The organism is Anabaena sp. WFMT, from assembly GCF_051781005.1.
GTDB lineage: Bacteria > Cyanobacteriota > Cyanobacteriia > Cyanobacteriales > Nostocaceae > Anabaena.
The window spans coordinates 365609-377717 of record NZ_JBPWOA010000006.1; the positions used below are offsets into that span (position 1 = coordinate 365609).

Annotated in this window: 12 protein-coding genes; 5 read left to right on the top strand and 7 right to left on the bottom strand. The window is 36.8% G+C overall.

Annotated elements, in window-relative coordinates:
- Positions 1 to 63: 63 nt before the first annotated feature.
- The 4 genes from ACSQ6I_RS06335 to ACSQ6I_RS06350 all read right to left on the bottom strand — a co-directional run bounded on the left by ACSQ6I_RS06335 (position 64) and on the right by ACSQ6I_RS06350 (position 4452).
- Complete coding sequence (locus ACSQ6I_RS06335; RefSeq protein ID WP_438889525.1) at positions 64 to 1008, bottom strand: DUF2207 domain-containing protein; 945 nt, start codon at positions 1006 to 1008, stop codon at positions 64 to 66.
- Between the two features lie 227 nt (positions 1009 to 1235).
- Positions 1236 to 2015, bottom strand: coding sequence for a glycine-rich domain-containing protein (locus tag ACSQ6I_RS06340; RefSeq protein WP_438889527.1), 780 nt, complete (start codon positions 2013 to 2015; stop codon positions 1236 to 1238).
- A gap of 354 nt (positions 2016 to 2369) precedes the next feature.
- Positions 2370 to 3416, bottom strand: a complete 1047-nt coding sequence (locus ACSQ6I_RS06345; protein WP_438889528.1) for a DUF1611 domain-containing protein — start codon at positions 3414 to 3416, stop codon at positions 2370 to 2372.
- Complete coding sequence (locus tag ACSQ6I_RS06350; RefSeq protein ID WP_438889529.1) at positions 3400 to 4452, bottom strand: dipeptide epimerase; 1053 nt, start codon at positions 4450 to 4452, stop codon at positions 3400 to 3402. The genes ACSQ6I_RS06345 and ACSQ6I_RS06350 overlap by 17 nt, the downstream gene beginning before the upstream one ends.
- 97 nt (positions 4453 to 4549) lie before the next feature.
- Between ACSQ6I_RS06350 and ACSQ6I_RS06355 the strand changes: the two genes are divergently transcribed.
- Positions 4550 to 5104, top strand: a complete 555-nt coding sequence (locus ACSQ6I_RS06355) for an NUDIX hydrolase (RefSeq protein ID WP_438889530.1) — start codon at positions 4550 to 4552, stop codon at positions 5102 to 5104.
- Positions 5105 to 5262: 158 nt separating this feature from the next.
- Here ACSQ6I_RS06355 and ACSQ6I_RS06360 read toward each other — a convergent pair whose 3' ends face one another.
- A complete protein-coding gene (locus ACSQ6I_RS06360) occupies positions 5263 to 6186 on the bottom strand; it encodes a nucleoside hydrolase (RefSeq protein WP_438889531.1) in 924 nt (307 codons plus the stop codon).
- Between the two features lie 16 nt (positions 6187 to 6202).
- On the opposite strand from ACSQ6I_RS06360, the gene ACSQ6I_RS06365 reads away from it, so the two are divergent.
- The 3 genes from ACSQ6I_RS06365 (at position 6203) to ACSQ6I_RS06375 (ending at position 9513) form a co-directional block, all read left to right on the top strand.
- Positions 6203 to 6634 (top strand): nucleoside deaminase, encoded by a 432-nt coding sequence (locus tag ACSQ6I_RS06365; protein WP_438889532.1) that lies wholly within the window; start codon positions 6203 to 6205, stop codon positions 6632 to 6634.
- A 190-nt stretch (positions 6635 to 6824) separates the two neighbouring features.
- Positions 6825 to 8972, top strand: a complete 2148-nt coding sequence (locus ACSQ6I_RS06370) for a KAP family NTPase (RefSeq protein ID WP_438889533.1) — start codon at positions 6825 to 6827, stop codon at positions 8970 to 8972.
- 79 nt (positions 8973 to 9051) lie between these two features.
- Entirely contained in the window at positions 9052 to 9513 is a 462-nt protein-coding gene (locus tag ACSQ6I_RS06375) for a DUF29 domain-containing protein (protein WP_438889535.1), read from the top strand.
- Positions 9514 to 9640: 127 nt separating this feature from the next.
- Here the strand turns inward: ACSQ6I_RS06375 and rbsK are convergent, their stop codons facing one another.
- Both rbsK and dapF read right to left on the bottom strand, forming a co-directional pair.
- Positions 9641 to 10567, bottom strand: a complete 927-nt coding sequence (gene rbsK / locus ACSQ6I_RS06380; RefSeq protein WP_438889536.1) for a ribokinase — start codon at positions 10565 to 10567, stop codon at positions 9641 to 9643.
- 195 nt (positions 10568 to 10762) lie between these two features.
- The gene (dapF, locus tag ACSQ6I_RS06385) at positions 10763 to 11602 is read right to left on the bottom strand and encodes a diaminopimelate epimerase (RefSeq protein WP_438889537.1); all 840 of its coding nucleotides are present in this window, start codon (positions 11600 to 11602) and stop codon (positions 10763 to 10765) included.
- 77 nt (positions 11603 to 11679) lie between these two features.
- On the opposite strand from dapF, the gene ACSQ6I_RS06390 reads away from it, so the two are divergent.
- Positions 11680 to 11961, top strand: a complete 282-nt coding sequence (locus ACSQ6I_RS06390; protein WP_438889538.1) for an Hfq-related RNA-binding protein — start codon at positions 11680 to 11682, stop codon at positions 11959 to 11961.
- Positions 11962 to 12109 lie beyond the last annotated feature (148 nt).

Sequence of the window (12109 nt, forward strand, 5' to 3'; positions counted from 1 at the left end):
TGCTATAGTGTAAGTTATAAGAATAACTACTATTTGAGATAAGGTGTAAATTCTGACTTGCTATTAACTACTGCCATCACCACTACTACTTTCACTAGTTACTGGAATCGCTTTTTCATAATTGTTATGGTCAGAACAGTTTTTACATTCCTGTATGAATCGGATGACTCTTTGTTTTCCTTTAATGCTTGTAACAATAAACTCTTGATAAGTCCAGTTGAGGGTAAATTTTTTGCAGTGAGGACATTGGCGATTATTGACTGCTAAAATTATTTTTGAAAAAAAAACTAGTAAAAATAACCCAGCCAGTATAATTTGCCAATTGTCCCAGAAGTTGCCTTGTTGCCAATTAGGTTTAGTGATATTGAGAATGTTGCTAGGAAATGTAATCTGAATTTCTAAGTTTTCTTGTGGTTGAATAGGCTGAGTAGCAATAAACTCGAATATTTTCGGATTGACTTGACTGGCTGTAGCCGCAGTACCAAATTTTTTAAACTCCAAGACTTTACCCGATAAAGCTTCTGGTAATTGTACCCGAACTTTTGCTGCTTGAATTGGGGCTTTACGGTCAGCAAAAATGGCTTTCCAGTAAACTTGAGTTTTATCATCATTAATATGCGATCCACCAATTACACGATATTTAATTACAAAAATATGTGTTTCTGGCGATTTTAATTGATGTTGCCAACGAATCCAAAATTGATTATTTTCTATTCCTGTTTCACTAGGAATAATTTGATTATTTTCTTCAACTGTTACATCTGTAATTTCATAAATTTTATTTAATCGGATATAGCGATGTCGTTGATTTGAGTAATTAGATTTGAATACATATTTTTGTGTTTCTGTGATTAACATATCTCCATTTGTTTGCACGTCGATGTTAACGTTGATATAGTCCCAATAAAACGGTACTTCCTGGGCAACAGCATGAGTAAATGTAATCAGAACCGTTACTAATACAGTAATTAATGAAAAAGATATTTTTTTCATCATTTGTTTATTCATGGTTTTCCTTTTTTGGTAATTTATATTTCAATACAGTTCAATATTTTTGTAGGTTGAGTTGAATATATTAAAATCCTACAAAGCTTGATAAATATTGGGTTTTCTCTTCCTTTTCCTATGCCAAACTGTGCTATGAGATGGTATAAACCAAGCTACACAGATGTAGGGTTTTAGTGTTAACTGAACTATATTGGTATTGGTTTATATGTGATGTTCAATTCAATAACTTAGCCACCACCACCGCAGCCACCACCACCGCAACCACTACTACCGCAACCACTGCTACCACCACCACTGCTACCACCACCACCACTTCTAGCAGATGTAGATATCACAAATATCACAGAAGCAACTACTATCAAGAAGAACCAGAATCCTATAGAATTTTTGTAACTTTGGGAACTGCTATTATTTGATGCTAATAAAATCTGAGAATTGGTAAGGATCAATGTCAAGGTAAACAAAAATGCTAAATAAAAATGATCGGGAATAAAACGAAAAACATTTATGGTTGGTAATTTAAATACAGGTTTGGGTAAAACCCAATTTCTGTGAGTATCTACACGCTGAAAATTAGCTTCTTTATCAAAACGAATATGAGAAGCTGGCCAAATATCTATGGGTGGAGTTTCTCCAAAAAACTGTTCGTAACTGACTATAGTATTCAGATACCAATTATTAAATTTATTATATTCCTTGTCACCACCACGAGTCGGACCATGATCTAGTTGTGTACCCAATATTTCACAAAAATCATCCCAATAAGATTGGGTATATGTTAAATGTAAATGCCAAACTTGATCTACTTGATCAGATGGTGTAACTGGATGACCAGCAAAAACAGCGATGACGGCAAACTTTTTATATTCATCTATTACACGCTGAGTATATTCAATTTTCCAATTATTCTCCCTTGCTAATCTCTGGCTAAAAGAGAAAGAAACATTTTTTTCATCTAGAGAAAATTCCTGAAGGCGTTGATACAATTCTGCTTGTTGAAGATTCATAGATGTTTAGGATTAATCTTGGTTCTATGAGTTCTTCTGTCAATACAGGGTGATGTTATCTATATCTTTACAAAACTTTACCCCTTATTATTCAGCTTTTTAGAAACATAAACTGTTGAATACATAAAACGGTATAAGTTTGTATAATTATGAAAATCATAATTTACCATAGTTCAAATCATAAATATCAGGCTGTGATTGAATTTTAGCGAAATGGTTAAGTTTGTTGGAGAAAGACTTGAGAAATATACGATCGCTCATTTCCCCTCTTACCCAAAATCAGAAATCTTTATATTACGCGGCTTTGAGCAACTGAGAATAGTAGCTTTATTTCTGCCGCGTTGTACTAATACCCTAACCCCGCATCACCGCATCTAACAACAAACCAGCATCAAAACGCACAGGATCTGTACAGGGTAGCCCGGTTTCGGCTATAGTTTGAGCGATCGCATTCCTCGCTTCAGCTTCATCTAAATTCCTAGTATTCAAAGCTATACCCACCACAGGAACTTTAGCAAAAGCACCCGCTGCACTAGCCACCATTTCATACATCTTAATTACTTCTGGTAACGGTGGAATTGGCACATGAGGATTATTACGGTTATGAGTTTGTCCGGCTTGATGAACTAATACCAAATGTGTTGCTTGGGAACCACGAATTAACGGTAAAGTTGCAGTCGAACCAGGATGCAACAAAGAACCTTGTCCTTCAATTTGCAGAATATCGTAGTGTTTACCAAAACGCATCACCAACTGTTCTACAGCACCCGCAGCAAAATCTACTCGCACAGCATCCAAAGCTACCCCATCACCTTCTAACATTAAACCAGTTTGACCAGTTGCCAAAAACTTAGAACGCCAACCCCGCAACTTCGCAGCCCAATGCAATTCTAAACTAGTGGACATTTTACCAATAGCCATATCAGTTCCCACCGTCAACACCCGACGACAGGGAAGAGTCCGCGCTAAACCTGAAGCGACATCTAAATTAGCTGGTTCTTTGCGTACATCCCAAATTAACTGTCCTGGTTTTAATAGTGCATTTAACTCCGGGATATTAGCTAAAGGTGTGTGTAAACCATTAACCAAAGACATTCCCCCTTTGAGAGCATCTTTAATATCAGGCCAGTAATTATCCGGTACTAAACCACCTTTGGGAGCAATACCAATTACCAACACTTCCGGCATATACTGAAACGTTGCCGCTACAGATGCCACAATGGGAACATCACGCTTGATACCTGTTAACTCTGATAAAGATTTACCAACAGATTCACGGTCAATAACTGCGACAATTGGGGCTTCACTGTAGCGTAAAATGGACAATCCGGTTTTACCCTGAGTACCACTGAGTCCCTCATGCAGTAAAATTGCTGTTTTTTGATTAAGCGGCAGACGCACTATATTTTACTCCCAAACCAGGTAAATCATTAGGTAAAACTCGTCCTTCATGCACCACTGCACCCATAAAAGGGTCATCAATTAAATTGAGGTGACTATCTAAATCTAAATAATCAGCTAAAGGTGCAAGTTGTAAAGCTGCTGTATTAGCCAGTGAACTATCAGAATAGCAGCCAAACATCACTTTTAAACCATGCGCTTTGGCTGTATGTACCATTCGCATGGCTTCACTTAAACCCCCAGATTTCATTAGCTTGATGTTTATACCATCTACATAGTCGGCTAATTCAGGAATATCCGCACTGGTAAAGCAACTTTCATCAACAAAGATTGGTAACGGTGAATGCTCCTTCAGGGTGGCTAAATTGGCTTCTTGACCGCGTGGTAATGGCTGTTCTATATATTTTATACCTAAATCAGCTAACCAAAGAGACATAGCGATCGCATCTGCGAGATTCCAACCCCCGTTAGCATCTACAAATAACTCTGTTTCTGGTGCTTCTTCCTGCACAGCTAACAGCATTTTTCGGTCTGCATCTATCCCCGCTGGGGAACCTAACTTCACCTTTAACAGCCGCACATCCATGTATTCTAGCCAGTCTCGCGTCCTTGCAGCTGCCCCTTCTGGGGAATTAATACCAATTGTCACCGAAGTTGGTGCGATCGCCTTTCTATCCAGTCCCCAAAGTTGCCATAGAGGTAGCCCCAGATGTTTACCCATCCAATCATACAGCGCCATATCTACAGCCGCCCTAGCCGCCGAAGGAACCTGTTTTTGAGCCAATACCTTCTCTATCTGCTGCCGTTCCCAAGGGCTAAATGCTTGCAAAATAGGGGTGATTTGCTGCAAAGCTGCTTGAATTGTATCAGTAGACTGTCTGCGATCGCCCACACCAAAAGGCGATGCTTCCCCCCAACCTTCAATCCCATCATGGGAAATCTGCACCCACACATTAGTCGTCTGTGCCGTTGTCCCTCTACTAATAGTTAATGGAAATCGTTTGTTAACAGTGAATAATTTGACAAGTATTTTCATATTCAAGATTTATGCTCACGCAGAGACGCAGAGGCGCTGAGAGAAGGATGAGAATGTTACAATTTTATTGTGGTGGTTATATATTTTAACTGTAAACATGATTCATTTACGAAAATGGAAAACCTTAGCATCAAACATGATCATAGACCATCACTGGTGTAAGGTTAGACAAGATAAAATAGAATTGCCTAATGGACAAGTTATAGATGACTATTTTATCAGCATTAAGCCAGATATTGCACTAATTTTACCGATTACTAATCAACAAAAAATAATTTTTGTTCGTCAATACAGACACGCTATAGGGGAATTTTTTTTAGAACTACCCGCAGGAAGCTTTAATCCCACGAAAGAAAGTGCAGAGACAGCAGCAATCAGAGAATTAAGAGAAGAAACAGGTTATACTGCCCAGAATTTACAAAAAATTGGCACTCTTTATGATAAACCGAGCAAAGATACCAATCAAATACATTTATTTTTAGCAGAAAATGCCGTCAAAGTTGGTGAACAAAATCTAGATATTACCGAAGAAATTGAAATTGTTTTAATTCCCATAAAATCAGTATTAGATAAAATTGCTCAAGGAGAAATCTCTGTAGCGGGGACTGTAGCAGCCCTTTTCTTAGGTTTAAATTTCCTCAAGCAGGGATAATTACGAATTACAAATATCTCGTTTATCTCGTTCCCAGTCTCCGACTGGGAATGCTATATATAGGCTCTGCCTAAAGCTTTCATGAAAAGGTAGAGCCTTATAGAATTCATTCCCATACAGAGTATGGTAACGAGAAATAATTACGAATTACGAATTAATTATCTTGCCCATTGCTGTAAAATATAAGCATAAAAAGCCTCCTTATCTACTTTATCCATCGCGTAAATTTTCCTACCTCCTGATACTACTTTAGTTCGTCCTTGGCTAACACCAGTAGTAATAATTTCTGTTTCCCATTCTCGCAATTCATAAAATTCAGGTTTATCCAAATAAGCCGTTGCTAAAACATCCCAGAAATAATAATCTTGATGTGCAACTAAAGCATAACATTGACCTGCTAAATCAGAAATAGGATATTGGCGTTGTCTAGTAATTTTTTTTAATAACTCTAATGCCATCGGTACATTATTAGTTAAATCCAAAGGACACATAATAATTTCAATTTGCGTTTCCCAAACTCGTGCGGCTGAAACTGCATCCCAATAAACATTCCATTCAGCAGAACCATCTTGTCCTGCTTCTAGACTTTTTTCCACATTTCCTGGTACATTTAAAGCACCTCCCATCCAAACAATTTTAGCAATTTTTTCTTCAATTTCCGGTGCTTGATCTAAAGCTACAGCTACCGTTGTTAAAGGGCCAGTTACCATCAACGTGACTGGTTCTGATGCTTCCCGCAACACCCGTACCATAAAATCTTGACCTGTTTGTGCAACTAAAGGCGTGTTAATAGTTTCTTCCTGATTAAGAATAGGTAAACGGTCAATAATCAAAGAATCACGACGATAAAGACGAGGAAAAGGATTAATTCCGCGCACAGTACTTTCTGCAACTGGAATATGAGAAAATCCCATTAAATCAATAATTTTACGAGTAGCACTAACAGATGCTTGAATATAACAATCAGCGGGAGTTGCAACAATGCCAAGAAGTTGGATATGATCCATTGTCAGCAATAGTATAGTTGCTAAATAATCATCTACACCGCCATCATGATCTAGTAATACCAGTTGTTTTTTCATATCAGGAGTTTATCAAATGGACGAATTTATGCAAGCTGCAATTAGCGAAGCTAAACAAGGCAGAGAAGAGGGAGGAATTCCCATCGGTTCTGTTTTAGTCAAAGATGGTAAAATTCTCGGTAAAGGACATAATAAGCGAGTACAAGATGGTGATCCTGTCACCCATGCTGAAATTGATTGTTTAAGGAATGCTGGGAGAATTGGTAATTACAAAGGTACGACTTTATATTCTACCTTAATGCCATGCTATTTATGCGCTGGTGCAGTTGTGCAATTCGGCATTAAAAAAGTAATTGCCGGAGAATCAAAAACTTTTCCAGGTGCAAAAGATTTTATGATTTCTCATGGTGTAGAAGTCGTTGATTTAAACCTTGACGAATGCGAAAATATGATGAATGAATTTATTACAGAAAAACCAGAATTATGGAATGAAGATATTGGAAATTGACAAATTTTAAAATTTGTTACTTCTTTAATCATGGTTCGGTAAAGATGTTTTTATAACGATTAGCAATTGAGGAGGATTTAAAATCATCTATAACCTGAAAAAGTGGTTAATTTTTAATGACATCTACATCTAAGCTTATTTATTGTATCTTAATTAAAAATGTATGTCAGAGATCAAAATAAATTCTAATGTGGAAACTGAAGATTTCAATATTTTATCCGCAGATAAACCTTTAACTAATCCAAAAGACGATGAATTTGAATATACCTATTTCGCCGAGAATTTAGCTAAAAGCATTTGCAAAATGTCTCCTTTAGATGGTTTTGTGATGGCAGTTTATGCTCCTTGGGGTTCAGGTAAATCAACCTTATTAAATTTTATAGTTCATTACCTGGAACAGAAGGCAGAGGAAGAACAGCCAATTATTGTACCTTTTAATCCCTGGTGGTTTTCAGGACAAGAAGACCTCACTAAAAGCTTTTTTGATCAATTGCGAGGTGTTTTAAGTGAAAAATGGAAATCACAGGGGAATGGTTTATTAAAGCAGTTAGATAGTTTAGCTGACAGAGTATCTACAATTCCTGATGCTAAAGTAAAAATATTTGCGACATTAGTAAAAACATTTAGACAGCCAAAGGATATATACAAATTAAAAGAAGAAATTGAGAAGACACTGAGAGATCAGAACAAGCGAATATTGGTTGTTATTGATGATATTGATAGACTGACTGCTGAAGAGATTAGACAACTATTTCGGGTTATAAAAGCAGTCGCTAATTTTCCTAATGTTATTTATCTGTTGCTATTTGACAAAGAAGTTGTCGTCAAAGCACTTGAAGATATACAGAAAATGGATGGTGAATCCTACCTTGAAAAAATCGTTCAAGTTCCCTTTGAGTTACCTCTTCCAGATAAATTCTCACTTCGCGGATTATTTCAAGCAGATATAAAGAAAATACGTGCCGATACTCCAGAAGAGCTATTTCAAGAAGACCATTGGCGAGAAGTATATTTACAAGGCATAGAACATTTTATAACTACACCTCGCAGTATTCGTCGGTTAATAAATACCTTGATGGTAACATATCCAGCAGTCAAGGGAGAAGTTAACTTTGTTGATTTTATTGCGATTGAAACTATCAGAGTATTTTGTCCATTTATATACAATATAGTCCGCCATAATTCAGAATTATTTTCTCTTTCTCAACTTAATTTGACACTCTCTAATTATATGAGTGAGGAAGAACGTAAAATATTTCATGATTCTTGGATTAGCCAAATCAATGGAAAGGATAGAAAAGCGGTAAAAAATATAATGATCCTTATTTTTCCTGGACTCAGAAATGCTATAGAAAAACACAATGTGATAACAACAAGTCAGAAGGTAGCAAAGGATAAAAAACAACTCCGTATATGTATTGGAGAAATATTCCCTCGATATTTTCGCCTAGCAATACCAGAAGGTGATATATCAAATTCTGAAATGAAAGCTGTATTCGCAATAGCAAATGATTCTCAGGAATTTGCCAGAAAACTAGTAGAGCTATCTAATCAAATCCGCCCTGATGGTAAAAGTAGAGTAAAATTGTTTTTAAACCGTCTGAGGGATTTGGATGAAAACGATATTCCTTTAAATTGTGTCCCTTCAATTTTAGAAGCTTTATTTAAAGTTGGTGATAATCTGCTGAAATTAGAGGATGAAATAAACTCAAGTTTTGCTATGGGTAATGAATATGAAATAGAGTTTTTGATTCATCAGCTTTTAGAAAGAATAGAAAAAGAGAAACGGGGGATAATTCTTCAGGAATCAATGCAAAATGGACAAGCAATATTTACAATAGTTAACCAAGTTAATTCTCTTGGAGAACAGCATGGTAAATATAAAGCTACAAGTAGTAAACCCGAAGGAGAAAGGCTTGTTAATTCACAACAACTAGAAGAATTAGAGCAAGTAGCTTTAGATAAAATAAAAAAAGCTGCATATCAAGATAAAATACAGTTTAATTTTTTAAAAGTGCCTAAACTACTATCTGTATTAGCTTTTTGGCGTGATTTATGTGGCGTAGAAGAAATCAAAGAATGGCTACAAAAGGTTATTGAAAAAGATCAAAATTTAGCTGAGTTACTAGAAAATTATCTCGTTAAAAATCGAAAGGGTTATAGGCTAGATCCTCAATGGCTTTCACCTTATTTAGAAGTATCTGAAATTATTAACAGAGTTAGAAATTTAGCAGAAGATTCAGGCTTAACAGAAAATCAGAAACTAGCTCTACAGCAATATATCAAAGAATACGAAATGAGGGAACGAGGAGAAAATCCAAATTATCCATTTCCTTAAATTGATAGTATGTTTTAGGTAACTGAATTATAACTCCATTAATTTGTTATAATAGAGTCACGGGAGGTTAAAGAATTATATGACAGCACCTCAACCAACAGTAACTACAAACTCGAATCTTTACGAAAAAGATTTTTACCTATGGATAGAAACAACAGCCAAACAATTAAAAGCAAAGAGATTTGCTGAAATTGATTTAGACAATCTGATTGAAGAAATCGAAAGCATGGGCAGAAGTGAAAAGAGAGCATTAGAAAGCAATTTAGTAGTACTTTTAATGCACCTTCTGAAATATCAATATCAGCCTGAAAAACGTACTAATAGTTGGCTTTCTACTATCTTGGAACATAGACGTAGATTAAATAGAAATTTACAAGATAGTCCGAGTTTAAAAAAATATTTCTTAAAAATATTCTCTGAATGTTATCAAGATGCACGTCAGCAAGCAGCTATAGAAACAGGCTTGTTAATTGATAATTTTCCAGTAGAGTCTCCTTTTAGTGAAGATAAATGTTTAAATAAAGATTTTTTACCTGATTAAATTATTAGTATCTCCTCAATATTTCTGGGAAAGGAAGAGGGAAGAAGATATAACTCTTCCACTGGAAAGGGAGTACTTTTATTATGAAATGAATTATTCTTTCTCTCGTGAAATATAAAAATGTGGTTCATTTACCCGTAAATTGCTGTAAAAACTTTTCCAATGTAATTCTATCAGGCAAAGAACTCTGCGCCCCTAATTTTGTTGTTGCTAAAGCACCTGCGGCTGCACCCCAAACCACTGCTTCACGTAAGGGGAGTTTGTGAAAAAGTGCTGCTGCTAAACCTGCATTAAAAGCGTCACCAGCAGCAACTGTATCAACTGCATGAACTGGAAAAGCTGGGATAAAGAAATTTTGGTCAGCAGTGGCACAATAAACGCCTTTTGCACCCAATTTTATCACGGCACACTTTACCCCCCGTTGCAATAAAATAGTTGCTGCTTTTGCTGCTGTTTTTTCTCCATTGACAGGAAAACCTACTAATTGACTCGCTTCTATTTCGTTGGGTGTGATAATATCTATTAGTGGGTAAAGTTCATCTGGTAATTGAGATTGTGCTGGTGCAGGATCTAGAATAACTGTTATATTTGCATTTTTGGCAGATTGGGCAGCTTTAACAACGGTATCAATAGGGATTTCTAATTGTAAAAGTATGGCTGTTGTTTCAGGTAATAAATGAGATAATCTTTCTATATCATCTTGATTAACTTGTGCATTTGCACCAGGAATTACAATTATGTGATTTTCTCCACCATGATCTACGGTGATGATAGCAACTCCAGAACTGACATTTTCAGAAATTGAGATATTCTCGGTTTTTACACCAGAGATTTGCAAATTGTTGATGAGTTCTGCACCAAAACTATCAGCACCTACACGTCCTATTATGTGGGTAGGAATTCCCAATTTTGCTAATGCGACTGCTTGATTTGCACCTTTACCTCCTGGTGTTTTAAAAAAGGTTTCTCCCAGCAATGTTTCACCTGCAACTGGTAAGCGGGGAGTTGTTGCTACTAAGTCTAGATTGATGCTGCCAAAGACGATAATGCTCATAATATGTAAGGATTTACGCACTATACAAATTGGACATGATAAAATCAAAGATAATTGGTTATTGCAGACTTTTGGAACAACATATGAGTAAGGTGCGTCAGATATAGAAAATCTGTTAGTTGTGCCAAATTATCGAGTCTGACGCACCCTACAAGAAAATCTTCTCAGGGGCTTATTGCAATACGACCATACAGGTTAGAATTTGCTTGTAAATACCCGTTCTGCTGGCCCGGTCATGTAAACTCGTTGATCAACTTCTGACCATTCAATTTCTAAGGGGCCTCCTGGTAATTCAATTGTAGCTGTGCGATCGCACTTATCATTTAAAACTCCAGCTACCAAAACAGCACAAGCACCTGTACCACAGGCCAAAGTAATACCCGCACCCCGTTCCCAAACCCGCATTTTTAAATAATTACGGTTAACAACTTCAATAAATTCTGTGTTGATTCTTTGGGGAAAAGCTGGGTGATGTTCAAATTTGGGGCCAATAGTTTCTAAAGGAATAGCCGCAACATCCTCAACAAAAGTGATACAGTGAGGATTTCCCATACTGACACAGGTAACATCCCAAGTTTTTCCTGCAACTTCTAGAGGTTGATTAATGACTTTACTGTCAGCAGCAGCAAGAGTAGTAGGAATTTCTTGTGCGAGTAACCGAGGAAAACCCATATCTACCTTGATTTGACCATCATCCGTGAGTTGGGGAGTCATCACACCTGCTAAAGTATGAATGCGATAATAGTCTTTAGTGCGGGATACACCTTCTAACTCAGTTAAAAATGCTGCTAAACAACGAATCCCATTACCGCACATTTCTGGTTCTGAACCATCGGAATTAAAAATCCGCATAGAGTAGTCAGCACCATTTTCACCTGGTAAAGCAAAGATAACACCATCAGCGCCAATACCAAAATGGCGATCGCACCACTTCACAGCTTCCTCTGGTTTAATGACTGGTGTAGAAGCAGAACGGTTATCAATGAGGATGAAATCGTTACCTAGACCATGATACTTAGTAAATTCGATTGCCATTTTTCTCTAGATGAATTATCAAAGATAGATGAGTGCTGATTTAAACATTATCCCTCGTACATATATCATTACCAAAAATGGCAACAACTGACTTTAATACGAGCCTACCTAGCATTCGACAAGTGCAAACTTGGATTAAACAAAAACCAACAGTCGAATTCAAACTAGTGACTGGGGACCTAATCATAGGTCAGGTTTTTTGGCAAGATCACAATTGTGTATGTATTGTAGATAGCAACAACGAGCAAATAATTGTTTGGAAACTAGCGATAGTCTATATGAAATCTCGCAGTGAAGCAGTATTAGAAAGGGGATTAGTCCCACGAGAAGCCAGCGTTGAAGTTGCCAATATAGAATAGCAGGGGGAAAAGAGGCAGGGGGCAGGGAGCTTAATCGGCTTTTTAAACTTTTTAACTAGGTACGACAAATAACACTCTTCCCAGTTTAAGATTTCTCATCTTCCTTCCTTCTTCTTTTCCTTCTTCCTTCGCGTCCTTCGCGCCTTCG